The 24,446-nt window shown below is 67.8% G+C and carries 24 protein-coding genes; 15 read left to right on the top strand and 9 right to left on the bottom strand.

Annotation, left to right across the window (positions count from 1 at the left end; translation table 11 throughout):
* The first annotated feature begins 12 nt into the window (after window positions 1-12).
* The 4 genes from FFS49_RS15670 (at window position 13) to FFS49_RS15655 (ending at window position 4,091) form a co-directional block, all read left to right on the top strand.
* The gene (locus tag FFS49_RS15670; protein WP_071333906.1) at window positions 13-819 is read left to right on the top strand and encodes an SDR family oxidoreductase; all 807 of its coding nucleotides are present in this window, start codon (window positions 13-15) and stop codon (window positions 817-819) included.
* A gap of 49 nt (window positions 820-868) precedes the next feature.
* Window positions 869-1,930 carry an aldose 1-epimerase gene (locus FFS49_RS15665; RefSeq protein ID WP_039352996.1) on the top strand — a complete coding sequence of 354 codons (1,062 nt, stop codon included), beginning with the start codon at window positions 869-871 and terminating at the stop codon, window positions 1,928-1,930.
* 39 nt (window positions 1,931-1,969) lie between these two features.
* Window positions 1,970-2,797, top strand: a complete 828-nt coding sequence (gene pyrF, locus FFS49_RS15660; RefSeq protein WP_105815957.1) for an orotidine-5'-phosphate decarboxylase — start codon at window positions 1,970-1,972, stop codon at window positions 2,795-2,797.
* A 235-nt stretch (window positions 2,798-3,032) separates the two neighbouring features.
* Window positions 3,033-4,091 carry a phosphorylcholine phosphatase gene (locus FFS49_RS15655; protein WP_105815958.1) on the top strand — a complete coding sequence of 353 codons (1,059 nt, stop codon included), beginning with the start codon at window positions 3,033-3,035 and terminating at the stop codon, window positions 4,089-4,091.
* A 38-nt stretch (window positions 4,092-4,129) separates the two neighbouring features.
* On the opposite strand, the gene FFS49_RS15650 is transcribed toward FFS49_RS15655, so the two are convergent.
* The 3 genes from FFS49_RS15650 to thiL are packed head-to-tail and all read right to left on the bottom strand — an operon-like array spanning window position 4,130 to window position 6,201.
* Complete coding sequence (locus FFS49_RS15650) at window positions 4,130-4,630, bottom strand: CinA family protein (RefSeq protein ID WP_039352991.1); 501 nt, start codon at window positions 4,628-4,630, stop codon at window positions 4,130-4,132.
* 31 nt (window positions 4,631-4,661) lie between these two features.
* Complete coding sequence (locus FFS49_RS15645; protein ID WP_039352988.1) at window positions 4,662-5,213, bottom strand: phosphatidylglycerophosphatase A; 552 nt, start codon at window positions 5,211-5,213, stop codon at window positions 4,662-4,664.
* The gene (gene thiL / locus FFS49_RS15640; RefSeq protein WP_039352985.1) at window positions 5,203-6,201 is read right to left on the bottom strand and encodes a thiamine-phosphate kinase; all 999 of its coding nucleotides are present in this window, start codon (window positions 6,199-6,201) and stop codon (window positions 5,203-5,205) included. The genes FFS49_RS15645 and thiL overlap by 11 nt, the downstream gene beginning before the upstream one ends.
* 135 nt (window positions 6,202-6,336) lie before the next feature.
* On the opposite strand from thiL, the gene FFS49_RS15635 reads away from it, so the two are divergent.
* The 3 genes from FFS49_RS15635 to FFS49_RS15625 all read left to right on the top strand — a co-directional run bounded on the left by FFS49_RS15635 (window position 6,337) and on the right by FFS49_RS15625 (window position 10,069).
* On the top strand, window positions 6,337-8,679 hold the full coding sequence (locus tag FFS49_RS15635) for an NADP-dependent malic enzyme (protein ID WP_269755970.1): 2,343 nt from the start codon (window positions 6,337-6,339) through the stop codon (window positions 8,677-8,679).
* Between the two features lie 378 nt (window positions 8,680-9,057).
* Window positions 9,058-9,489: a ribonuclease gene (locus tag FFS49_RS15630; RefSeq protein ID WP_039339266.1), complete on the top strand. Its 432-nt coding sequence runs from the start codon at window positions 9,058-9,060 to the stop codon at window positions 9,487-9,489.
* Window positions 9,490-9,505: 16 nt separating this feature from the next.
* Complete coding sequence (locus FFS49_RS15625; protein WP_006476945.1) at window positions 9,506-10,069, top strand: barstar family protein; 564 nt, start codon at window positions 9,506-9,508, stop codon at window positions 10,067-10,069.
* 93 nt (window positions 10,070-10,162) lie between these two features.
* On the opposite strand, the gene FFS49_RS15620 is transcribed toward FFS49_RS15625, so the two are convergent.
* The 3 genes from FFS49_RS15620 to speE form a co-directional block, all read right to left on the bottom strand.
* Window positions 10,163-10,930 carry a 16S rRNA (uracil(1498)-N(3))-methyltransferase gene (locus FFS49_RS15620; RefSeq protein WP_039339268.1) on the bottom strand — a complete coding sequence of 256 codons (768 nt, stop codon included), beginning with the start codon at window positions 10,928-10,930 and terminating at the stop codon, window positions 10,163-10,165.
* A gap of 17 nt (window positions 10,931-10,947) precedes the next feature.
* Entirely contained in the window at window positions 10,948-11,364 is a 417-nt protein-coding gene (locus tag FFS49_RS15615; RefSeq protein WP_039339271.1) for a VOC family protein, read from the bottom strand.
* A gap of 162 nt (window positions 11,365-11,526) precedes the next feature.
* Window positions 11,527-12,384: a polyamine aminopropyltransferase gene (gene speE / locus FFS49_RS15610; RefSeq protein WP_039339273.1), complete on the bottom strand. Its 858-nt coding sequence runs from the start codon at window positions 12,382-12,384 to the stop codon at window positions 11,527-11,529.
* A gap of 217 nt (window positions 12,385-12,601) precedes the next feature.
* Here speE and tkt point away from each other — a divergent pair, with 217 nt between their 5' ends.
* Both tkt and gap read left to right on the top strand, forming a co-directional pair.
* Window positions 12,602-14,674, top strand: a complete 2,073-nt coding sequence (gene tkt, locus FFS49_RS15605) for a transketolase (protein ID WP_039339276.1) — start codon at window positions 12,602-12,604, stop codon at window positions 14,672-14,674.
* A gap of 87 nt (window positions 14,675-14,761) precedes the next feature.
* On the top strand, window positions 14,762-15,772 hold the full coding sequence (gap, locus tag FFS49_RS15600; RefSeq protein WP_039339278.1) for a type I glyceraldehyde-3-phosphate dehydrogenase: 1,011 nt from the start codon (window positions 14,762-14,764) through the stop codon (window positions 15,770-15,772).
* 76 nt (window positions 15,773-15,848) lie between these two features.
* On the opposite strand, the gene FFS49_RS15595 is transcribed toward gap, so the two are convergent.
* On the bottom strand, window positions 15,849-16,751 hold the full coding sequence (locus FFS49_RS15595) for a LysR family transcriptional regulator (RefSeq protein ID WP_105815959.1): 903 nt from the start codon (window positions 16,749-16,751) through the stop codon (window positions 15,849-15,851).
* A 151-nt stretch (window positions 16,752-16,902) separates the two neighbouring features.
* On the opposite strand from FFS49_RS15595, the gene FFS49_RS15590 reads away from it, so the two are divergent.
* On the top strand, window positions 16,903-17,676 hold the full coding sequence (locus FFS49_RS15590) for an SDR family NAD(P)-dependent oxidoreductase (RefSeq protein ID WP_039361577.1): 774 nt from the start codon (window positions 16,903-16,905) through the stop codon (window positions 17,674-17,676).
* Window positions 17,677-17,689: 13 nt separating this feature from the next.
* A complete protein-coding gene (locus FFS49_RS15585; RefSeq protein ID WP_105815960.1) occupies window positions 17,690-18,748 on the top strand; it encodes an L-idonate 5-dehydrogenase in 1,059 nt (352 codons plus the stop codon).
* 223 nt (window positions 18,749-18,971) lie between these two features.
* Here FFS49_RS15585 and FFS49_RS15580 read toward each other — a convergent pair whose 3' ends face one another.
* Window positions 18,972-19,694, bottom strand: a complete 723-nt coding sequence (locus tag FFS49_RS15580; protein WP_076841700.1) for an FCD domain-containing protein — start codon at window positions 19,692-19,694, stop codon at window positions 18,972-18,974.
* Window positions 19,695-19,906: 212 nt separating this feature from the next.
* Between FFS49_RS15580 and FFS49_RS15575 the strand changes: the two genes are divergently transcribed.
* The 3 genes from FFS49_RS15575 to FFS49_RS15565 all read left to right on the top strand — a co-directional run bounded on the left by FFS49_RS15575 (window position 19,907) and on the right by FFS49_RS15565 (window position 22,875).
* A complete protein-coding gene (locus FFS49_RS15575; RefSeq protein WP_105816071.1) occupies window positions 19,907-21,229 on the top strand; it encodes a C4-dicarboxylate transporter DctA in 1,323 nt (440 codons plus the stop codon).
* 105 nt (window positions 21,230-21,334) lie between these two features.
* Window positions 21,335-22,342 carry an allantoicase gene (alc, locus tag FFS49_RS15570; protein WP_105815961.1) on the top strand — a complete coding sequence of 336 codons (1,008 nt, stop codon included), beginning with the start codon at window positions 21,335-21,337 and terminating at the stop codon, window positions 22,340-22,342.
* A gap of 14 nt (window positions 22,343-22,356) precedes the next feature.
* Window positions 22,357-22,875 (top strand): ureidoglycolate lyase, encoded by a 519-nt coding sequence (locus FFS49_RS15565; protein ID WP_105815962.1) that lies wholly within the window; start codon window positions 22,357-22,359, stop codon window positions 22,873-22,875.
* Window positions 22,876-23,045: 170 nt separating this feature from the next.
* On the opposite strand, the gene fur is transcribed toward FFS49_RS15565, so the two are convergent.
* Window positions 23,046-23,474, bottom strand: a complete 429-nt coding sequence (fur, locus tag FFS49_RS15560; protein WP_006400349.1) for a ferric iron uptake transcriptional regulator — start codon at window positions 23,472-23,474, stop codon at window positions 23,046-23,048.
* Window positions 23,475-23,616: 142 nt separating this feature from the next.
* Between fur and FFS49_RS15555 the strand changes: the two genes are divergently transcribed.
* On the top strand, window positions 23,617-24,435 hold the full coding sequence (locus tag FFS49_RS15555) for an outer membrane protein assembly factor BamE (protein ID WP_039361511.1): 819 nt from the start codon (window positions 23,617-23,619) through the stop codon (window positions 24,433-24,435).
* Window positions 24,436-24,446 lie beyond the last annotated feature (11 nt).

The raw sequence follows: 24,446 nt of genomic DNA, 5'->3' as shown, positions 1-24,446 counted from the left end.
GAGACGAACCGCATGACCATCGACACTTCCGCGCCCGACCCGCACACCGCGAGCCACGCGCGCTATGCCCGCTACCCGAGCCTCGAGGATCGCGCGGTGCTGATCACGGGCGGCGCGACCGGCATCGGCGCGGCGTTCGTCGAACACTTCGCCGAGCAGGGCGCGCGCGTCGCGTTCGTCGACCTCGACGCGGCGGCCGGTGCCGCGCTCGCGGAAAGCCTCGCGCACGTGCGCCATGCGCCGCTGTTCCTCCAGTGCGACCTGACCGACATCGACGCGCTGCGCCATGCGATCGACGCGATCCGCGCGCGCATCGGCGCGATCGCGGTGCTCGTGAACAACGCGGCGAACGACACGCGCCACGCGATCGGCGACGTGACGCCCGCATCGTTCGACGCGGGCATTGCGGTGAACCTGCGTCACCAGTTCTTCGCCGCGCAGGCGGTGATCGACGACATGAAGCAGCGGGGCGGCGGCGCGATCATCAACCTCGGCTCGATCAGCTGGATGCTGAAGAACGGCGGCTATCCCGTCTACGTGATGGCGAAGGCCGCCGTGCAGGGGCTCACGCGCGGGCTCGCGCGCGACCTCGGCCCGTTCGGCATCCGCGTGAATTCGCTGGTGCCCGGCTGGGTGATGACCGACAAGCAGCGCCGGCTGTGGCTCGACGACGCGGGCCGCGCGGCGATCAAGGCCGGCCAGTGCCTCGATGCCGAGTTGCTGCCCGCCGACCTCGCGCGGATGGCGCTGTTTCTCGCAGCCGACGACAGCCGGATGATCACCGCGCAGGACGTGATCGTCGACGGCGGCTGGGCCTGACCGTTCGCACGTCCCGTATCGTTTCTTCGACGAAGGAAAGGAGTTCACCATGACCGCCACGTCCTCGCGCGCATCGTCGTCCACCAGCCAGTCGCGCCGCGCGCGCCTGGCCGCCGCTGCGCAGCCGGTCAGCCCCGGCCCGCAGACGGCGGCTTTCGCGCAGGGCGTCGGCGCTGCGCATGCGGCGGCCGTCACGCTGTCGAACGCGTTGCTGCGGCTCGACGTGCTGCCGCATCTCGGTGGCGGCATCGCGCGCTTCGACTGGCGCGGCGACAACGGCGCGCTGGTGCCGGTGTTCCGCCGCTGCGAGCACCCGGAGACGGCAACGGACCCGAACGAACTCGCGTGCTATCCGCTGCTGCCGTACTCCAACCGGATCGGCGACGGGCGGTTCGAATGCGACGGGCGCCGCGTCGCGGTGCCGCGCAATCGCCGCGACGAGCCGCTGCCGATCCACGGCGACGGCTGGCTCGCGCGGTGGCAGGTGGACGATGCGACCGGCACGTCGCTGCAACTGTCGCTCGATCGCACCGCCGGCGCGCCGTATGCGTTCCGTGCGATCCAGTCGTTCGAGCTCGACGACGCGACGCTGTCGATCGCGCTGACGATCGAGAACGCGGGGCGCGCGCGGCTGCCGTTCGGGCTCGGCGTGCATCCGTTCCTCGTGCGCGATGCCGCGACCGAGCTGGCCGCGGCCGCCGGCGGGCTGTGGCTGTCGGGTGCGGATTTCCTGCCGGTGCGGCACGTCAGCGTGCCGCCGGCCTGGCAGTTCGGCGTCGCGTATCCGCTGCCGGCCGCGCTCGTCAATCATGCGTTCACCGGCTGGGGCGGCCACGCGACGGTGAGCTGGCCGCGCCGCGGGCTGTCGCTGACGATAGCGGCGGACGCCGACGCGTACGTGCTCTATACGCCGCCCGGCGAGGATTTCTTCTGCTTCGAGCCGGTCGATCATCCGATCAATGCGGTGAACCTGCCGGGCGGCGCGGCCGCGCACGGGATGACGCTGCTCGCGCCCGGCGAGCGGCTCACGCGGCGTTTCGCGTTCACCGTCGAGCGCGCCGATGCGCGCGGCAATGCCGCGACACGCGAGGCGGGCCGGCGACGCGGGTAAAATACGCGGTCTACCAACGGTTTGCCGCGAGTATCCGCCATGTCTTCCCCGCTTACTTTCATTGAGTCGCTGCGCGCCGCGTGGCAGCGCACGAATTCGCTGCTGTGCGTCGGTCTCGATCCCGAGCCGTCGCGCTTTCCCGTGCAGTTCGACGGCCAGCCCGACGCGATCTTCGAATTCTGCCGGCAGATCGTCGACGCGACCGCACAATACGCGAGCGCGTTCAAGCCGCAGATCGCCTACTTCGCCGCGCATCGCGCGGAAGACCAGCTCGAGCGGCTGATCGCGCACATCCACCTCCAGCATCCGGGCCTGCCCGTGATCCTCGACGCGAAGCGCGGCGACATCGGCAGCACGGCCGAGCAGTACGCGCGCGAAGCGTTCGAGCGCTACCGCGCGGACGCCGTCACGGTGAACCCGTACATGGGCTACGACTCGGTCGAGCCGTACGTCGAGCACGAAGGCAAGGGCGTGATCGTGCTGTGCCGCACGTCGAACCCGGGCGGCTCCGACCTGCAGTTCCTCGACACGAACGGCCGGCCGCTGTACCAGGTCGTCGCCGATCTCGCGGCGAACAAGTGGAACGCGAAGAACGGCCAGCTCGGCCTCGTGGTCGGCGCGACGTTCCCGAAGGAAATCGAGATCGTGCGCGGGATCGTCGGCGACATGCCGCTGCTGATCCCCGGCATCGGCGCGCAGGGCGGCGACGTGCAGGCGACCGTCAATGCGGGCCGCACCGCCGACGGCACCGGCATGATGATCAACTCGTCGCGCGCGATCCTGTACGCGAGCAAGGGCGAGGATTTCGCCGAAGCCGCGGCGCTCGCCGCGCAGAAGACGCGCGACACGATCAACGCGCATCGTTGATCGGTTGCACCGGCGGTCCGGGCAGGAGCCCGCTCCGGGCAGCCGGTTCCGGCGGGCTCCCGCGCGCGAGCCCGCCGCTTCCCCTCGGTTTTTCCGTTCCTCCGCCCGCCCGGCCTGCACTGGCGCACGCGGACAACTTCCCGTCGCTTCCGTATCGCATGTCGCCAATCTAATCGCGCGATGCTCCCGCTTGTCATCGATCCGTAACGAAAATGTCAAGAAAGGGAGTGACGCCATGCCAAAGCTGTCCCGCCGACTTCTGAGCGCATTCGCTGCATCGCTGTGCATGACGTTCGCCCATGCGGCGGACCTCTCGCACTGGCCGGCCGACAGCGCGAAGGCGCTGAATGCGATGATCGCCGCGCACGCGCACCGCGGCGACTACGCGGTGTTCGACGCCGACAACACGACCTATCGCTACGACCTCGAGGAGTCGCTGCTGCCGTACCTCGAGAACCGTGGCGTGCTGACGCGCGACACGCTCGACCCGTCGCTGAAGCTGATTCCGTTCAAGGATGCCGCCGACTACCGGGAATCGCTGACGAGCTATTACTACCGGCTGTGCGAGATCGACGACCTGGTCTGCTACCCGTGGATCGCGCAGGCGTTCGCCGGCCAGTCGCTGGCCGACCTGAAGCGCCACGTCGACGCGATGCTCGCCGACGGCAAGCCGATCCCGATCCGCTACTGGCAGGGCGACAAGGTGGTCGACGGCACGGTGAACCCGCCGCGCTTCTTCCGCGGGATGCAGGAGCTGTACAACGCGCTGCGCGAGAACGGGATCGAGGTCTACGTGATGACGGCCGCGCACGAGGAGCTCGCGCGGCTCGTGTTGTCCGACCCGAAGTACGGCTACAACGTGAAGCCGCAGAACGTGATCGGCGTGACGACGCTGCTGCGCAACCCGGCCACCGGTGCGCTGACCACATCGCGGCTGCAGATCAAGGCCGGCAAGTACGACGAGGCCGCGAACCGCGGGCTGGTGATCACGCCGTTCCTGATGAACCCGATGACGTGGTACGAAGGCAAGCTCGGCTCGATCGTCGGCTGGATCGACCAGTGGAAGAAGCCGGTGCTCGTCGCGGGCGACACGCCGACGTCCGACGGCTACATGCTGCTGAACGCGACCGACGTCGCGCGCGGCGGCGTGCGCGTGTGGGTGAACAAGAAGGACAAGCAGATGGCGCAGATCCGCGCGTGGTCGGATGAATCGGCTGCGCAGCAGAAATCGCTCGGCCTGCCGGTCACGGCGGACAAGAACTGGATCTTCGTGAAGCCCGACGCGATCCAGTAAGCGGGCAGGCGGGGGTGCGGCGTGCGCCCCCGGCCCGATCAGCCCTCGCGCTCGTCGAGCAGCTTCAGCAGCCCGCGCAGCGCATGCGCGGCCGCCTGCGTGCGGATCTGGTCGCGGTCGCCCTTGAACACGAGCGTCTCGACGTCGGTGTGCAGCCGGTTGCTCCAGCCGAACGACACGGTGCCGACCGGCTTCTTCTCGCTGCCGCCGGCCGGGCCCGCGATGCCGGTGACGGACAGCGCGACCTGCGCGCGGCTGTTGCGCAGCGCGCCTTCGGCCATCGCGCGCGCGACGGGCTCGCTGACGGCGCCGTGCTTGTCGATCAGGTCGGGCGGCACGCCGATCATCTCGATCTTGGCCTGGTTCGAGTACGTGACGAAGCCGCGCTCGAACCACTGGCTGCTGCCGGAGATGTCGGTGATCGCCGCGGCGATCATGCCGCCGGTGCAGGATTCGGCGGTGGCGAGCGTCAGGTGCTCGTCACGCAGCTTGTTGCCTGCGCGGATCGCAAGCTGGTGGACGACGGAATCGGTTGGCATGCGCGTCGGGAAACGGGAGTCGGAAAATCGGTCAGCCGACGACGGAGCGCCACAGGGCGATCACGAGCAGCGTCATGAACGCGGCGACCAGGTCGTCGACCATGATGCCGAGCCCGCCTTTCAGGCGGCGCTCGAAATAGCGGATCGGCGGCGGCTTGAGCATGTCGAAGACGCGGAACGCGACGAACGCCCACAGCTGGCCGACGAAGGTCGCGGGCGTGACGAACAGCATCACGAGCCAGATCGCGACGATCTCGTCCCAGACGACGGCGCCCGGATCGGCCGAGCCCATTTTCCTCGCGGTGAATCCGGTGAGCCACGTGCCCGCCACGAAGCCGACCGCGATCAGCGCCCACCATTCGGGCACCGTCAGATAGCGGTTGAGCACGACGAACGAGAGCCAGCCGAACAGCGAGCCGAACGTGCCGGGCATGATCGGCGCGAGCCCGCTGCCGAAGCCGAGCGACACGATGTGTGCCGGATGCGACAGCATGAAACGCGCGGTCGCGCGCCGCGGCGCGTTGCCGCCGGATGCGGCGCCGGGCTCGGCCGCGGTGTGCGCGGGCGTCGGGTCAGTCTGCATGGAAGTGATCGAAGCCGTGCAACGTGAGAGCGAGAGGCGCGCCGGCAGCGTCGCGCCACGCGATCGCGGGCTGGTCCGACGGCGCGGACAACGCGCGTATTGTACCGATTCGGGTGACCGGCACGCCGGCCGTCACGCCCGCCGCCTCGACTGCCGCGCGGGCCGCCGCCGGCGCGGTGAAACACAGTTCGTAATCGTCGCCGCCGGCCAGCGTGCAGCGGCGCTGTACGTCGGGCGGCAGCGTCGCGAGCGCGGCCGAGCGCGGCACCGCGTCGGCATCGATCTCGGCGCGCACGTTCGAGCGGGCCAGGATGTGCTGCAGGTCACCGGCGAGGCCGTCCGAGAGGTCGAGCGCCGCGTGCGCGACGCCCGCGAGCGCGAGGCCGAGCGCGATGCGCGGTTCGGGGTACTCGAGCGCGCGCCGGAATGCCGCGGCTTCGTTTGCGCCGGCCGCCCACTCGCCGCGGGCGACGCCGAGGCCGGCGCGCGCATCGCCGAGCGTGCCGGACACCCAGACGTCGTCACCGTCGCGCGCGGCATCGCGGCGCAGCACCGCTTCCGGCGAGACTTCGCCGAACACGGTCACGCACAGGTTCAGCGGGCCGCTCGTCGTGTCGCCGCCGATCAACTCGCAGCCGTAGCGCTCGGCGAGCGCGAACAGCCCGTTGCTGAACGCTTCCAGCCACGCGGCGTCGGCACGCGGCAGCGCGCATGCGAGCGTGAACGCGCGCGGCTCGGCGCCCATCGCGGCGAGGTCCGACAGGTTGACCGCGAGCGTCTTGTGGCCGAGGGCGTCGGGCGCGACGTCGGGGAAGAAGTGGCGGCCTTCCACCAGCATGTCCGTTGAAATGGCCAGCAATTTCCCGGATCGGGGCGCGATCAACGCGCAGTCGTCGCCGATGCCGAGCGTCGACGCGCGGGCGCCCTGCGCGGCGCGGCGCGTGAAGAAGCGTTCGATCAGCGAAAACTCGGAGAGGGCGGCTGGCACGGCGGATGGATCCGAAACGGTGGAAGGAACGGCATTGTACGAGGCGAGCGGCGGCGCTCCTGCACCGTTCAGTACAATTTTGTCGCGGCTGTTGCACCTGAATCGCCGGTCTGGCGGCCGATGATTGGCGCTACAATGCCGTCGAAGAGTTATTCTAATCCGCCCGCCAAGAGACACATGTCTACCCAAGCCTCCTCCAAAGCCAAACTTCGCGAAGCCGCGCTCGACTATCACGAATTCCCGACCCCCGGGAAAATCGCGATCGCCCCGACCAAGCAGATGATCAACCAGCGCGACCTCGCGCTCGCGTACTCACCGGGTGTGGCGTACGCGTGCGAGGAGATCGTCGAGAATCCGCTCAACGCGGCGCGCTTCACCGCGCGCAGCAACCTGGTCGGCGTGGTCACGAACGGCACGGCGGTGCTCGGTCTCGGCAACATCGGCCCGCTCGCGTCGAAGCCGGTGATGGAAGGCAAGGCCGTGCTGTTCAAGAAGTTCGCGGGCATCGACGTGTTCGACATCGAGCTGAACGAGTCGGACCCGCACAAGCTCGTCGACGTGATCGCCGCGCTGGAGCCGACCTTCGGCGGGATCAACCTGGAAGACATCAAGGCGCCGGATTGCTTCATCGTCGAGCGCGAAGCGCGCAAGCGGATGAAGATTCCGGTGTTCCACGACGACCAGCACGGCACCGCGATCGTGGTGGCCGCGGCCGTCACGAACGGGCTGAAGGTCGTCAACAAGGACATCAAGAAGGTCAAGCTCGTCGCCTCCGGCGCGGGTGCGGCCGCGCTCGCGTGCCTGGACCTGCTGGTCGACATCGGCCTGCCGCTCGAGAACATCACGGTGACCGACCTGGCCGGCGTGGTCTACAAAGGCCGCACCGAGCTGATGGATCCGGACAAGGAGCGTTTCGCGCGCGAAACGGAAGCGCGGACGCTGGCCGAAGTGATCGACGGCGCGGACATCTTCCTCGGCCTGTCGGCTGCCGGCGTGCTGAAGCAGGAGATGGTGAAGGGCATGGCCGAGCGCCCGCTGATCCTCGCGCTCGCGAACCCGACGCCGGAAATCCTGCCGGAAGCCGCGCTCGAAGTGCGCCCCGACGCGATTCTCGCGACCGGCCGCACCGACTATCCGAACCAGGTCAACAACGTCCTGTGCTTCCCGTTCATCTTCCGCGGCGCGCTCGACGTCGGCGCGACGACGATCACGCGTGAAATGGAGATCGCGGCCGTCAACGCGATCGCCGAGCTCGCGCAGCACGAGCAGAGCGACATCGTCGCGACCGCGTACGGCATCCAGGACCTGTCGTTCGGGCCCGAATACCTGATCCCGAAGCCGTTCGACCCGCGCCTGATCGTGAAGATCGCACCGGCCGTCGCGCAGGCCGCGATGGACGGCGGCGTCGCGACGCGCCCGATCGAGGACATGGAGGCGTACCGCGTCCACCTTCAGCAGTTCGTGTACCACAGCGGCACGACGATGAAGCCGATCTTCCAGATCGCGCGCGCTGCGCCGGAAGAGAAGAAGCGCGTTGTGTTCGCGGAAGGTGAAGAAGAGCGCGTGTTGCGCGCCGTTCAGATCATCGTCGACGAAAAACTCGCGAAGCCGATCCTGATCGGCCGCCCGTCGGTGATCGAGCACCGTATCCATCGCTACGGCCTGCGCCTGACGCCGGGTACCGACTTCACGGTCGTCAACACCGAGCACGACGAGCGCTACCGCGACTTCTGGCAGACGTACTACAAGATGATGGCGCGCAAGGGCATCAGCGAGCAGCTCGCGCGCGTCGAGATGCGCCGCCGCACGACGCTGATCGGCTCGATGCTGGTGAAGAAGGGCGAAGCGGACGGCATGATCTGCGGCACGATCAGCACCACGCACCGCCACCTGCACTTCATCGACCAGGTGATCGGCAAGCGCCCGGGCTGCAGCGTGTACGCGGCGATGAACGGTCTCGTGCTGCCGGGCCGCCAGATTTTCCTCGTCGACACGCACGTGAACGTCGATCCGACCCCGGAAGAGCTGGCCGAGATCACGATCATGGCTGCGGAAGAAGTGCGCCGCTTCGGCATCGAGCCGAAGGTCGCGCTGCTGTCGCACTCGAATTTCGGCACGAGCAACGCACCTTCGGCGAAGAAGATGCGCGATACGCTCGCGATCCTGCAGGAACGCGCGCCGGAGCTGAAGGTGGACGGCGAGATGCACGGCGACGTCGCGCTCGATGCGGCGCTGCGCAAGGAAATCCTGCCGGAATCGACGCTGGAAGGCGAAGCGAACCTGCTGATCCTGCCGAACATCGACGCCGCGAACATCGCGTACAACCTGCTGAAGACGGCCGCGGGCAACAACATCGCGATCGGGCCGATCCTGCTGGGCGCTGCGCAGCCGGTGCACGTGCTGACCGAATCGGCGACCGTTCGTCGCATCGTCAACATGGCGGCGCTGCTGGTCGCCGACGTGAACGCCACGCGCTGAGCCAAAACGAACGCGCCAGGCAGGTCGATCCGGTGTGGCGCGTCGGGCGAAATTGTAAACAAAAGCAAAAAGAGGCGTGCCCGCAATGGGCACGCCGCGGGCAGGGCGCAAACACGCTTCCCTCAAGCAACATCAGCATCTCTCTCCACTCAGCGTAGCGAGCACGGCAAGGAGGCAGAGTCTTGCCATGGCAGAGATGCCGCCCGTATTTTATCTCATGTAAGATAAATGTAGTGCGAATTCGGTAAAAAATGCGCAATTCCGGGTATCACTGGCCTTTCGATTCCCAAACGGACATTGATTCGCGCGGCCAATAACGCTACGCTAACGCCTTTGTTGGTCGTCAACTACTTGATTTAACAGCGGGAACCCTGGTTCATGGCACGCAAGTGGCTCCGCAACGGCGCGCTCGCGTCCGTCTTCGCGATGTTCGCGATGGGTATCGTCGGCACGCCGACGGGCAGTCTGGTTTCCGCCGCTTACGCACGGGAGGCCGTTCCGGCCGACGTGGCCGCGAGCGGGCTCGATACGATCCCGACCGCCCGTCTTCCGCGCGAGGCCGTGACCACGCTGGGTTTGATCAGCGCCGGCGGCCCCTATCCGTACGAGAAAGACGGCGTCGTGTTCGGCAACCGCGAGCGGATCCTGCCGAAGGCGAAGCGCGGCTACTACCATGAGTACACGGTGCCGACGCCGCGTGCGCGCAATCGCGGCGCGCGCCGGATCGTCTGTGGTGGGCCGTTGCGCCGGATCGACAACTGTTATTACACGGGCGACCACTACAACAGTTTTAAACGTATTGTTGAATGACTTCGGGACGAATGGCATGAGCGACTCCATCTACGCGCACGACACGGCGGCGGCGGAACTGTTCGCGGCCGGCGACGGCAATCTGTTTCAGCGTGTGATTCAGCTGCACGCGGCGGCGCAGGCCGGCGGCACGCCGGAGCAACAGGAAGCCGAGCCCGGGCTTTCATCGAACGAGGAGCCTATGAGCCTTTTCACGACCGTGCGACCCAATCTCGTGCAGTCGATCCGCGCGTTCCGCGTGCAGGATCTCGCCGACGAAGCCGGTCGGCTCGGCCAGCATTTCCTGTATGCGTATTGCGGCGCCGCGCAGTCGAAGCAGGAAGTGATGGAAACGATCGCGACGTCGTTCCTGTTTCCGAAGCATTTCGGGAAGAACTACGACGCGCTGTACGACTGCCTCACCGACCTCGTCGCGAAGGCCGGTGCGCAGCCCGGTTTCGTGATCGTCCTCGAAGGGCTGCCGATCGCGCAGAAGTTCGACAAGGAAGGGCGCGAGACACTGCTCGACGTGTTCCGCGAGGCGGCCGAATTCTGGGCCGAGCGCAAGGTCGCGTTCCGCGTGTTCTACTCGTTCGCGTAAGTGCGCGTCGGCCACCGGCCGATCCGTCGAATCACCGTCAAAAGCCCGCTGCGAGCGGGCTTTTTTGCGTCCGCGCGAAGGCGCGACTTCCCGTCACCATCCCCCCCAGCGCGCCGCAAGCGCCGCGAGCACGGCCGCGCCGGCCGTCTCGGTGCGCAGCACGCGGGGGCCGAGCGACAGCGCGGTGAACCCGCGTGCGCGTGCCGCATTTTCCTCGTCGGGCGACAGCCCGCCTTCCGGTCCGATCAGCAGCGTGACCGTTGCAGCGGGCGGCGCGTCGGGCAGCGACGTGAACGGGATGCTCGCGCGCGGCGACAGCAGCAGCCGCAGCTCGCCGTCGGCCGGTGCGGCAGGCAGCCTATCGAGCCATGCGCTGAAGCCGGCGACCGGCGCGACGTCGGGCACGCGGTTGCGCCCGCATTGCTCGCACGACGCGCGCACGACGCCGCGCCAGTGCGCGACGCGCTTGTCCGCACGCTCGCCGGACAGCTTCACGACGCCGCGCGCGGTCGACAGCGGCACGAGCGCCGTCACGCCGAGCTCGACGGCCTTCTCGATCACCCAGTCCATCTTGTCGCCGCCGGCGATGCCTTGGGCGAGCGTCACGCGATAGGGCGGCTCGGCCTCAGCCGGTTCGAACGTGTCGATCTGTGCGAGCGCACTGCGCTTGTCGATCTCGACGAGCCGTGCGCGGTACTGGCCGCCGGTGCCGTCGAACAGGGCGAGCACGTCGCCGGGCTGCAGGCGCAGCACCTGTGCGTGGCGCGCGACCTCGGCCGGCAACGCGAGCGTGGCGTCGGCGCGCAATGCCGCGTCGACGAAAAAGCGCGGCACGGCCGCGGTGGTGGTGGCTTCGTTCATGCGTGTAACGGTTGGAGTCATGCGTCGAGACGGCGCCCGAGCGCCCATCGGTAGCCGTCGAGATCCTCGATCTGCGCGAACCGGTCGCCCCAGAACTGATCCTGCGGCGCGCTCAGCGACTTCGCGCCCGCGTCGAGCGCGCGCTGCCAGGTGGCGTCGACGTCGTCGACATACAGGTAGAACGATTGCGGCGCGATGGCATTCGCACTCTTCGGCGTGCGCGCGGTCGAGCCGAATGCGCCTTCGGGCGCGAACATCACGATCAGCTGGCCGCGGTAGGCCATCTCGACGTGCATGATCACGCCGTCTTCGTCGTGCACGTCGCGCAGCTCGAAGCCGAATGCGGCCTTGAAGAAATCGATGGCCGCGCGCGCGTTGCGTACGGCCAGGTAGGGCGTCAACCAAGGCACGTTGGCCGGACGTGGATCGGTCATGAAAATCTCCTGTGGGGGCGCTTGGGCACGTGTTCTGATTCGATGCCCGGGCGTTCGTTCAGGGGGCGGCGCGGCGTCCGGGACGTTTCGCCCCGGCGCCATGCATCGCGAATCCCGCAAGGACGCGATGGAAAAACGGAAGCGAGGCGGCTGCGCGGACGCTCAGCGGCGGATGCCCAGTGTATCGCGCAGCGCGCGCGGCAGGGCAAAGAGGGACGCATGCAGGCGCGCATCGTAGTAGCGCAGGCCGTGGACGCGACGGGCCGCGAGCCGTTCGTCGATGTCGTGTGCAAACAGCGCGGCCGCGTCGAGCGTGTCGCTCGCGATCGCCATCAGCCACTGCGAGCCGTACAGCGGCACGTGCGCGGACAGCGGATCGACGACCGCGAAGCTCGCGCGCAGGTCATCGAGCAGCGCGGCGATGCGCGTTGCATGGAACACCGGCGAGCCGAGATGCATCGAGATCGCGCCGCACGGCGTCAGGATCCGCTTGAGCCGCGCATAGAACGCGCGGGTATAAAGGCCGGCCGCCGGCGAATCGGGCGGCGTGAGGTCGAACACGACGAGATCGAAATGCTCGACGGTCGATTCCACGAAATGCGCGGCGTCGCCGATCACGACCTCGACGCGCGGGTCGTCGAGCGCACCCTGGTGCACGTCGTCGAGATAGCGGCGCGCCATCCCGACCACCTCGTCGTCGAGCTCCGCGATCACGATCCGCTCGAGGCACGCATGCTTGAGCAGCTGGCGTGCCGCGCCGCCGTCGCCGCCGCCGAGCACGAGCGCCTTCTTCGGCGACGGGTGCGCGAGTGCGGCCGGGTGCGTCATGCACTCGTGATAGACGTACTCGTCGCCGACCGACGTCATCGGCCGGCCGTCCAGCGTGAACAGGCGGCCGAGCTGCGGCGTTTCCCAGACTTCGATCTGCTGGTGCGGGGACGCGACGTGCGCGAGCCGCCGGGCATTCGGGAAGCCGTAGGTGGCGTGGGGCGTAGGGTGAAAGAGAAGCGTGGTGCTCACGGGCGGGCCACTCGGGGGCAGGCAGTTCCGACGTCTGAATTATAGGAGGCCGGCGCGTTGACGGAAAACCGTGCCGGAACACTACTCGCCGACAAGGGAAATGTCAGCCCATCTGTTAAAATGACGAGCTTTGCAGCCCCGTCCGTAGGCTCCGTCCGCTTCGCGTCCGTCAGGCGCCGCACCGCGCGCCGGGAACGATTGACGCTCGAGCTTCCGGATGCCGCCGTGCCCCCGTTTCCTCGACTCGTTCTCCGGACTCGACATGACGACTTCGTCTCCCGCCTCCACCACCCTGATGGCCAACGCGATCCGTGCGCTCGCGATGGACGCCGTCCAGCAAGCGAACTCCGGCCACCCCGGCATGCCGATGGGCATGGCCGAAATCGGCGTCGCGCTCTGGTCGCGCCATCTGAAGCACAACCCGACGAACCCGCACTGGGCAGACCGCGACCGCTTCGTGCTGTCGAACGGCCATGGTTCGATGCTGCTGTACTCGCTGCTGCACCTGACCGGCTACGACCTGCCGATCGAAGAGCTGAAGAACTTCCGCCAGCTGCACTCGAAGACGCCGGGCCACCCGGAATACGGCATCACGCCGGGCGTCGAGACGACCACCGGCCCGCTCGGCCAGGGTCTCGCGAACGCGGTCGGCATGGCGCTCGGCGAAGCGCTGATGGCCGACGAGTTCAACCGTGACGGCGCGAAGATCGTCGATCACCACACGTACGTGTTCCTCGGCGACGGCTGCCTGATGGAAGGCATCTCGCACGAAGCCTGCTCGCTCGCCGGCACGCTGAAGCTGAACAAGCTGATCGCGCTGTACGACGACAACGGCATCTCGATCGACGGCGACGTCGTGAACTGGTTCCACGACGACACGCCGAAGCGCTTCGAAGCGTACGGCTGGAACGTGATCCCGAACGTGAACGGCCATGACGTCGACGCGGTCGACGCAGCCATCGCGAAGGCGAAGCTGTCGGACAAGCCGACGCTGATCTGCTGCAAGACGGTGATCGGCCAGGGCGCGGCGACCAAGGCCGGCGGCCACGACGTGCACGGCGCGGCGCTCGGCGCGGAAGAAATCGCGAAGACGCGCGAAGCGCTCGGCTGGACCTGGGCGCCGTTCGTGATTCCGCAGGAAGTCTATGCGGCATGGGATGCGAAGGAAGCCGGCAAGCGCGCGGAAACCGAATGGAATGCGACGTTCGCTGCGTACCGCGCGAAGTTCCCGGCAGAAGCAGCTGAATTCGAGCGCCGGATGGCCAACCAGCTGCCGGCCGACTGGGCCGAAAAGGCTGCGGCGATCATCGCCGGCGCGAACGAGCGCGCCGAGACGGTCGCGACCCGCAAGGCGTCGCAGCAGGCGATCGAAGGCCTGGCTGCCGCGCTGCCCGAGCTGCTCGGCGGCTCGGCCGACCTGACCGGCTCGAACCTGACCAACTGGAAGGCATCGAAGGCCGTCCGCGCGAATCCGGAAGGCCCGGGCGTCCAGCTGGGCAACCACATCAACTACGGCGTGCGCGAATTCGGCATGAGCGCCGCGATCAACGGCCTCGCGCTGCATGGCGGCCACAAGCCGTTCGGCGGCACCTTCCTGACGTTCTCCGACTACAGCCGCAACGCGCTGCGCGTGGCCGCGCTGATGAAGGTGCCGTCGATCTTCGTGTTCACGCACGACTCGATCGGCCTCGGCGAAGACGGCCCGACGCACCAGTCGATTGAGCACGTGTCGAGCCTGCGCCTGATCCCGAACCACGACGTATGGCGTCCGGCCGACACGGTCGAGACGGCCGTGGCCTGGACGCACGCGGTCGCCGCCGACCGTCCGTCGAGCCTGATCTTCAGCCGCCAGAACCTGGCGTTCAACCCGCGTACCGATGCGCAGATCGCGAACATCGAGAAGGGCGGTTACGTGCTGAAGGACTGGGACGACGAAATCGTCGCGCGCAAGATCATCCTGATCGCGACGGGCTCGGAAGTCGAACTCGCGATGAAGGCCGTCGAGCCGCTCGCGCAGCAGGGCATCGCGGCACGCGTCGTGTCGATGCCGTCGACCAACGTGTTCGACCGCCAGGACGCCGAATACCGTGAACGCGTGCTGCCGCACGGCGTGCGCCGCGTCGCGATCGAAGCGGGTGTGACGTCGTTCTGGCACAAGTACGTCGGCCTCGAAGGCGGCGTCGTCGGGATCGACACGTTCGGCGAATCGGCGCCGGCCGGCGTGCTGTTCAAGTACTTCGGCTTCACCGTCGAGCACGTCGTCGAGACCGCCAAGGCCGTGCTGGCCTAAAAGCATACGCGACGCGCGCCACCCCTCGCGCGCGTCGCACCGTGAAGCTGCACGAAACGAATTTTTTCAGCCATCAGGAGATAGACCATGACGATTCGCGTCGCAATCAACGGCTACGGCCGCATCGGCCGCAACACGCTGCGCGCGTTCTACGAGAACGGCAAGAAGCACGACATCGAGATCGTCGCGATCAACGATCTGGGCGATGCGAAGACCAACGCGCACCTGACCCAGTACGACACCGCGCACGGCAAGTTCCCGGGTGAAGTGTCGGTGGACGGCGATTACCTCGTCGTGAACGGCGACAAGATCCGCGTGCTGGCAAACCGCAACCCGGCCGAACTGCCGTGGGGCGAGCTGGGCGTCGACGTCGTGATGGAATGCACGGGCTTCTTCACGACGAAGGAAAAGGCCAGCGCGCACCTGAAGGGCGGCGCGAAGAAGGTGATCATCTCGGCACCGGGCGGCAAGGATGTCGACGCGACGATCGTCTACGGCGTGAACCACGACGTGCTGAAGGCCGAGCACACCGTCATCTCGAACGCATCGTGCACGACGAACTGCCTCGCACCGCTCGTCAAGCCGCTGAACGACAAGATCGGCCTCGAAACCGGCCTGATGACGACGATCCACGCGTACACGAACGACCAGGTGCTGACGGACGTCTATCACGAAGACCTGCGCCGTGCGCGTTCGGCCACGCACAGCCAGATCCCGACGAAGACGGGCGCTGCTTCGGCCGTCGGCCTCGTGCTGCCGGAACTGAACGGCAAGCTCGACGGCTACGCGATTCGCGTCCCGACGATCAACGTGTCGATCGTCGACCTGTCGTTCATCGCAAAGCGCGACACGACGGTCGAGGAAGTCAACGCGATCATGAAGGAAGCTTCGGAAGGCGCGCTGAAGGGCATCCTCGGCTACAACGAAGCACCGCTGGTGTCGATCGACTTCAACCACAACCCGGCTTCGTCGACGTTCGACGCAACGCTGACCAAGGTGTCGGGTCGCCTCGTGAAGGTGTCGAGCTGGTACGACAACGAGTGGGGTTTCTCGAACCGCATGCTGGATACGGCTGTCGCGTTCGCGAACGCGAAGTAATCCCGCACGTTGCGCGGCCGCTGCAAGGCGGCCTGCGCGGCGAACGAGCCCGGCCCGGTTTTTCGGCCGGGCTTTTTTATTGCGCGCCGTTGTTGCCCGATGTTGCCGTCACCTGCTCGAGCGCCGCGACGAACGCGCGCTTCAGCGGGCTGTCGAGGTCGGTCCACGCGAGGCCGATGCCCGTTCTGTGCCCGGCCAGGTCGAGCGGCCGCGCGAGCACGTTCGGCGGCAGCGCGCTGGCGGCTTCCGCCGGAATCAGCCCGATGCCCATCCCCGCCGCGACGAGTGCGAGCATCGTCGTGAACTCCCCGAACTCCTGCGCGATCTCGAGCGTCGTGCCCGCGCGGCTCAGCGCGAGCAGCATGTCGTCGTGAAAGCCCGGCGCGTAGCGGCGCGCGAGCACGAACGCGGGCTGGCCGCGCAGCGCGGCCGGCGCGATCACATCGTGGGCGGCGAGCGGATGGTCGAGCGGCAGCGCGACGACGAAACCTTCCTCCAGTACCACGCGCGTGTCGATGCCCGCATACGCGGCCGGCAGCCGGATCATCCCGAAATCGATCCGGCGGTCGCGCAGCGCGGCGATCTGGTCGGGCGTCGGCATGTCCTTCAGCTCGAGCGTGATCAGCGGATAGCGCTCGCGCATCGTGCGCAGCACGGCCGGCAGGAGCACGGGCAGCACCGACGATACGAACGCGATCCGCAGCGTACCGATTTCGCCGCGGCTCGACAGCCGCGCCAGCTGTTCCGCGCGCGCGGCCTGCTGCAGCGTCGCGCGCGCCTCGGGCAGGAATACGCGCCCCGTATCGCTCAGTTCGACCTTGTGCCGGTCGCGCTCGAACAGGCGCGCGCCGAGTTCTTCCTCGAGCGCCTTGATCTGCATGCTCAGCGCGGGCTGTACGATGAACAGGCGCTGCGCGGCGCGCCCGAAATGCAGCTCTTCCGCGAGCGTGACGAAGGCGCGCAATTGCTTGAGTTCCATGGGCGGCGAGCACGAGAAAGCGGTGATCAGGTTTCATGATAACCGGATCAAAAAAGACCATTGGCGCGGCGCCCGGCAGGCAGCCGAAGATACCGTCAACGCGAGACCGGCCGCGATGGGCCGCCGGCTCGACTGGCACGGGGAGACACGCATGACCAACGCGCTTGAACGGTTCCGTCTCGACGGTCGCCGCGCACTGATTACCGGTTCCGGCCGCGGGATCGGGTTGACGCTCGCCCGGGGGCTGGCCGAGGCGGGGGCCGCGATCGTCATCAACGATCGCAATGAGGAGAAGGCCGCGACGCTCGTGCAGCACCTGCGCGAGGAAGGCTTCACGGCCGACTACGCGGTATTCGACGTTGCCGAGCATGCGCAGGTGCGCGCGGCGATCGATGATTTCGAGGCGCGCGTCGGCGCGATCGACATCCTCGTGAACAACGCGGGCATCCAGCGCCGCGCACCGCTCGATGCGTTCGAGCCCGACGACTGGCATGCGCTGATGCGCGTGAACCTCGACGGCGTGTTCAACGTCGCGCAGGCCGTCGCGCGGCACATGATCGCGCGCGGCCGCGGCAAGATCATCAACATCTGCTCGGTGCAGAGCGAGCTCGCACGGCCGACGATCGCGCCGTACGCGGCGACCAAGGGCGCGGTGCGGATGCTGACGAAAGGGATGTGCGCGGACTGGGCGCGCCACGGTATCCAGGCGAACGGCCTCGCGCCCGGCTATTTCGAAACCGAACTCAACCGCGCGCTGGTCGACGACGCGGCGTTCTCGGACTGGCTGTGCAAGCGTACGCCGGCCGGCCGCTGGGGGCGCGTCGACGAGCTGTGCGGCGCGGCGATCTTCCTCGCGTCGGCTGCATCCGATTTCGTGAACGGCCAGACGCTGTTCGTCGACGGCGGGCTGACGAGTGCCGTCTGACAAGGAGGCTGTCATGCGTATGCGTTGCATGTGTGTCGTGATCCACGGGCCGAACGACCTGCGCGTGGAAGAGCAGGACGCGGGCGAGATCGGCCCGGGCCAGGTGCGCGTCGATGTCGCGATGGGCGGCATCTGCGGCTCCGATCTCCATTATTTCCGGCACGGCGGCTTCGGCGCGATCCGGCTGCAGCAGCCGATGGTGCTCGGTCATGAGGTGGCCGGCACGGTTGCGGAAGTGGCGCCGGACGTGACGTCGGTGAAGGTCGGCGATCGCGTCGCGGTCAATCCGAGCCGGCCGTGCGGCGCGTGCCGCTATTGCCTCGAAGGGCTGCCGAACCAGTGTCTCGACATGCGCTTCTACGGCAGCGCGATGCGGATGCCGCACGTGCAGGGCGCGTTCCGTAATGCGCTCGTGTGCGACGCGGTGCAGTGCGTGAAGGTCGCCGACCACGTGCCGCTGTCTCTTGCGGCGCTCGCCGAGCCATTCGCGGTCGGGCTGCATGCGGTGTCGCGCGCGGGCCCGCTGATCGGCAAGCGTGTGCTCGTGTCGGGCTGCGGGCCGATCGGCGTGCTGGCGGTGGCGGCGGCGCGCGTGCACGGCGCGGCGGAGATCGTCGCGACGGATGTCGTCGAAGCGCCGCTGGCAGTGGCGAGCGCGCTCGGCGCCGACCGCACGATCAATGCGGCGGCCGATGCCGGCTGGGTCGAGCGCTACGGCGCCGACAAGGGCACTTTCGACGTGATGATCGAGTGTTCAGGCAATGCACGCGCGCTGCGCGACGGGCTGGACGTGATGCGCCCCCGCGGGGTCGTCGTGCAGCTCGGGCTCGGCGGCGATGTCAGCCTGCCGCAGAACGTCGTGGTCGCGAAAGAGCTGTCGATCTGCGGCTCGTTCCGCTTTCACGCGGAATTCGCGCTCGCGGTGCAGTTGATCAACGCGGGGCGCGTCGACCTGCGTCCGGCCGTCACGCGCGTGTTCCCGATGCGCGATGCGAACCTCGCGTTCGAGCTGGCCGGCGATCGCCAGCGCGCGATGAAGGTACTGATCGATTTCGCGACCGAGGCCGCTTGACGGTGCGGCCCTGGCGCGCGACGGCAGCAGCGCCCTCGGCAAAAAGGCACGCCCGCAACGTGCGGCGCGTGCCTTTTTCGTCGTGCGGCGGAAACGGATTGCCGGCCTGCCGCATGACTGCGTGACCCGCAGCGACGCGGCGTGCGCTTTCATCGAGCGCGTGCTCGTGCATCGCGATCCATCGGAACGGTGACCGCTACGGCCGGGCGGTGGCGCGGGAGGACTACGCTCCGGGCGTCGGGAAGAAGACGCCCGCGCGCTGCGCGGCGTTCGCGATGTGCGTCTCGATCGCGGTGCCGGCAGCGGCCGCATCGCGCGCGATCAGCGCGTCGACGATCGCGCGGTGCTCCTGCCACGTGGACAGCAGCAGCTCGCGCCGGTAGAACGGCATGCGCTGGCTTTCCTTCATGATGTCCGCGCTGCTGCGCAGCACCGATTCGATCGCCGCGTTGCCGGCGAGATGGATGATCCGCATGTGGAAGTCGAAGTCGAGCTGCGACGCGTCGTCGAGCGCGCTTTCGGTGAGCGCGACGTGCAGGCTGGCGAGGTTGTCCTCGAACCACGCGATGTCGTCGTCGCTGACGACGTGCGCGGCCATCCGCGCGGCGAACCCTTCGAGCGCATAGCGCATCTGGTACGTGTCGGGCGGCGACGACTGCTCGGCGAAGCGCCATGCGTGCGCGGCCGTGGCCTGCGCGCTTTCGACATACACGCCCTTGCCGGCGCGGATGCGCAGCATCCCGAGCGCTTCGAGCGTCGACAGCGCCTCGCGCAACGACGCGCGGCTGATCTCCAGCTCCTCGGAGAGCTGGCGCTGGGCCGGCAGCAGGCTGCCGACCGGATAAACGCCTGCCTCGATCCGGTCGCGGATCGTCGCGATGGCGGCGTCGGTCACGGTATGCGGAACGTTTTTCATGATGTGAACTTTGGCCGGTCTGACCGGCATTGTAATCCGCACGCGGGCGGTGCATGACCGCCCTACGGGAAAGCCACGATCTGCCCCTGTCCGACGGATCGAAACCAGGCGGGCAGGGGTGGGAAATCCCTATTTTGTCCGTCCTTGACGCGACTATATCGGCTTCCTACTATCCACCATAACATCACTGGTCTTACCAGTATGAACAGACGAAACTGCAACCGTTGGATCGGGAGAGCGCCGTGTCGAAATTCCTCAATTCGCTGTTTGGCCGGGTAGTCGTCGCACTAATTTTAGGGATCGCGCTCGGTGCGTTCTTCCCGCATTTCGCCGAGTCGTTGCGACCGCTCGGCGACGGCTTCCTGAAGCTGATCAAGATGGTGATCGGGCCGATCGTGTTCTGCGTGGTGGTCAGCGGGATGGCCAACGCGGGCGACCTGAAGAAGGTCGGCCGGGTCGGCCTGAAGGCCGTCATCTACTTCGAGATCATGACGACGCTCGCGCTCGGCATCGGCCTCGTCCTCGCGTGGGTCACGCGCCCGGGCGTCGGGATGAACATCGACCTGCGCTCGCTCGACGCGTCGTCGCTCGCGTCGTACGCAAAGAACGCCGAAAGCCTGAAGGACACGGCCGGCTACCTGATGAAGATCATCCCCGACACCGCGATCGACGCGTTCGCGAAGGGCGACATCCTGCAGATCCTCGTGTTCGCGGTGCTGTTCGGCTCCGCGCTGTCGCTGCTCGGCGACAAGGCGCAGCGCGTCAACTCGCTGATCGAGGAACTGTCGCACGTGTTCTTCCGGATCATCGGCTTCATCATCAAGCTCGCGCCGCTCGGCGTGCTCGGCGCGATCGCGTTCACGACCGGCAAGTACGGTGTCGCGTCGCTCAAGCAGCTCGGCTACCTGGTTGCGGTGTTCTACCTGAGCTGCTTCGTGTTCGTCACGGTCGTGCTCGGCGCGGTGATGCGGCTCGCGGGCTTCTCGGTGTTCAAGCTGATCCGCTACCTGCGCGAGGAGCTGTCGATCGTGCTCGGCACGGCGTCGTCGGATGCGGTGCTGCCGCAGGTGATGCGCAAGCTCGAATACATGGGCGTGAAGGATTCGACGGTCGGCCTCGTGATCCCGACCGGCTATTCGTTCAACCTCGACGGCTTCTCGATCTACCTGACGCTCGCCGTGCTGTTCATTGCACAGGCCACCAACACGCCGCTGTCGACGCACGACCTGATCGTCGTGCTGCTCGTATCGCTCGTCACGTCGAAGGGCGCGCACGGGATCCCGGGCTCGGCGATCGTGATCCTCGCGGCGACGCTGTCGGCGATCCCGGCGATTCCGGTGCTCGGCCTCGTGCTGATCCTGCCGGTCGACTGGTTCGTCGGCATCGCCCGCGCGCTGACCAACCTGATCGGCAACTGCGTCGCGACGGTCGTCGTCGCGGTGTGGGAGAACGACATCGATCGTGCCCGCGCGACGCGCGTGCTGAACCGCGAGCTGCGTTACGTGCCGGCCGAAGAGGAAGGCCGCACGGCGCCGGTCGCCGGCGACCAGGCTCACGCGCTCTGAGCGCACCCCCCGCGCGGGGCGGCTTCCCCTGGTCGTCCCGCGCAACCGAATTCATGCAGCCGGCGCCTCGATGCGCCGGCACGCCATCAAACATCAGGAGACGACATGGCAGCCCCCATCCTCGATCCGAATGCGCCTGCCTTTACGCGGCGTTACATGAACCTCGCCGACCCGCGCCTCGGGGCGCAGGCGCTCTTTGCCAGCGATGAATTCTTCGCGCCGAAAGAGCGCATGCTGAATCCCGAGCCGGCCGTATTCATCCCCGGCAAGTACGACGACCACGGCAAGTGGATGGACGGCTGGGAAACGCACCGCAAGCGCACGACCGGCCACGACTTCTGCGTGGTGCGGCTCGCGCGGCCGGGCGTGATCCACGGCGTCGACCTCGATACGAGCCACTTCACCGGCAACTTCCCGCCGGCCGCGTCGATCGACGCATGCGTCGCCGAAGGCGACCTGCCGCCTGACGACGCGCAATGGCGCCCGATCGTCCCGGCGACGACGCTGCAGGGCAATTCGCATCACTACGTGAGCGTCGACGATGCGCAGCCCTATACGCACCTGCGCGTGAACCTGTACCCGGACGGCGGCCTCGCACGGCTGCGCGTGTACGGCCAGCCGCAGCGCGACTGGCGCCAGGTGCCGGCCGGCGAGCTCGTCGATCTCGCGGCGATCGAGAACGGCGGTTACCTGGTGGCCGCGAACAACCAGCACTTCGGCCCGGCATCGCAGATGCTGATGCCGGGGCGCGGCGTGAACATGGGCGACGGCTGGGAAACGCGGCGGCGCCGCGAGCCCGGCAACGACTGGGCGATCGTCGCGCTCGCGCGGCCGGGCATCATCCGGCGCGTCGAGGTCGATACCGCGTTCTTCAAGGGCAATTTCCCCGACCGCTGCTCGCTGCAGGCCGCGCGGGTCGCGGGCGGCACCGACGATTCGCTCGTCACGCAGGCGATGTTCTGGGCCGAACTGCTCGGCGAGCAGAAGCTGCAGATGGACCACGTCCACACGTTCGACCAGCTTGCCGCGCTCGGCCCCGTCACGCACGTGCGTTTCAACATCTTCCCGGACGGTGGCGTGTCGCGCCTGCGTCTGTGGGGCGAGCCGGCTTGAAGGAGGGCAAGGGCATGAGCGAATCCCGGATCCTGCGCGTCGAGCGCCTGACGCGCGAAGCGTTTGCGCCGTTCGGCGACGTGATCGCGCTCGAAGGCGCGCGTCATTTTCCGATCAACGGCGGCACGACCGAGCGCTTCCACGATCTCGCGACGATCGACGTATGCGCGGACGGCGGCCGCCCGCTCGTCAGCGTTTTCCGCGCACAGCCGCGCGCGCTGCCGGTCGCGGTCACGCTGATGGAGCGCCATCCGCACGGCAGCCAGGCGTTCATCCCGCTCGCGGCCGTGTCGCGCTACGCGATCGTCGTCGCGCCGGCTGGCGAATTCCGGCCCGACGCGATGCGCGCGTTCCTCGCGGAAGGCTGGCAGGGCGTGAACTATGCGAAGGGCGTCTGGCACCATCCGCTGCTCGCGCTCGACGCGGTCAGCGATTTCGTGATCGTCGATCGCGGCGGCCCGCAGCCGAATTGCGACGAGATTCCGCTCGAGTGCGCGTGGGCGCTCGAGTTCGAGCCGGCCTGCGCGACCTGACGGAAGGGCGGCGCCCGGCTCCGGCAGCCTGACGGCAGCCCGGGCGGGGATATCGAAGGGTTTTCGAAAGCCTGGGGCGCACGATTCACACGGCGCCGTTATCCCGAAATGAATACGGCCCGGGCGGCGAGATGCCGGCCGGGCCGTGCTGCGTGCGCGAGGCGCGCGAATCAGTGCTTGCGGTGCGGGCAGTTCTCGGTCGTGCAGGAACCGTACATCGCGAGCGAGTGCTCCTGGAGCCGGAAGCCGCGCTCCTTCGCGATCGCCTGCTGGCGGCTTTCGATCTCGGCGTCGAAGAATTCCTCGACGCGGCCGCAATCGAGGCACACGAGGTGGTCGTGGTGCGAGCCTTCGTTCAGTTCGAACACGGCCTTGCCGGATTCGAAGTTGCTGCGCGACAGCAGGCCGGCCTGCTCGAACTGCGTCAGCACGCGGTAGACGGTGGCCAGCCCGATGTCGAGCTGCTCGTTGAGCAGGTTCCGGTAGACGTCTTCTGCCGTCAGGTGGCGCACCGGGCTTTGCTGGAAGATCTCGAGAATCTTGAGGCGCGGTAGGGTGGCCTTTAGCCCGATATTCTTGAGATCCGTCGGATTGGTCATGGCTAGGCATCCCTAGAGTACAATGCAGGGCTTCAATGTTACCGGCTTTTCGCCGTTCCAGAAACACGCGCGGCCTGCAACGCGGGCCTGCACGGTGAGGGAAATGATTCCAGAATCTCTTTCGCACTTTCAGAGGAGCCGCATGCGGAGTGTCATCATCGCTGCCGCCGCCGTTGCCGCGCTGGCTGGTTGTTCGTCGTACGACAGCGTGACGCAGCGCATCGCGCAGAGCATCACCCCCTATCGGATCACCGTCGTGCAAGGCAACTTCGTGTCGCAGGAGAAGGCCGCGCAGCTGCAGGTCGGCATGTCGCGCGAGCAGGTGCGTGCGCTGCTCGGCACCCCGCTGCTGGCCGACATGTTCCACGCCGACCGCTGGGATTACCTCTTCTACTTCAAGCGCGGCTCGACGGCAGTCGTCCAGCAGCGCGATCTCGTCGTGACGTTCTCGGGCGATCGCCTGGCGAGCTGGACGGGGGCGGACAACCTGCCTTCGGAGCTCGACCTGCTGGCCGACATCGACGGCGACCGCGGCGGCAAGAAGGCGAAGGCAGCCGCAGCGGCGAAGAAGGCCGCCGAGGCCGCCGCCGCCGCGAGCGCCGCGCAGGCGGCCGCGAGCGCGCCGGCGCCGGAGGCTGTCGCCAGCCCGTCCACCGCGCCGGCGTCCGGTGCGGCGGTCGACCAGGATGCGAACGCGCAGGCCGCTCGCGCGGCGAACCGTGCGACGAACCAGGTGTCGGGTCAGGGCACGGCCGCACGGCGGTTCGCGCCGTCCACGCAGGCTGCCGGCGGTGCGCCGGTGCCGGGCGGCCAGCCGCCGGGTGCGGTTCCGGCGATCCAGCCGCAGTTCCAGTTCCATCGTCCGCCGCAGCCGAACGTGTCGAACGAGGCATCGCCGCCGGTCGGCCCGCAAGGCTCCGATACGCTGCAGAACCAGCCGCTCACCGCGCCGGCACAGTAAGTTCGCGTGCG

It is taken from the genome of Burkholderia sp. 4NA327C6 (genome assembly GCF_005502655.1).
GTDB lineage: Bacteria > Pseudomonadota > Gammaproteobacteria > Burkholderiales > Burkholderiaceae > Burkholderia > Burkholderia contaminans.
Note: the sequence above shows the minus strand (reverse complement) of the source record. Positions and strands in the feature narration are given on the sequence as shown.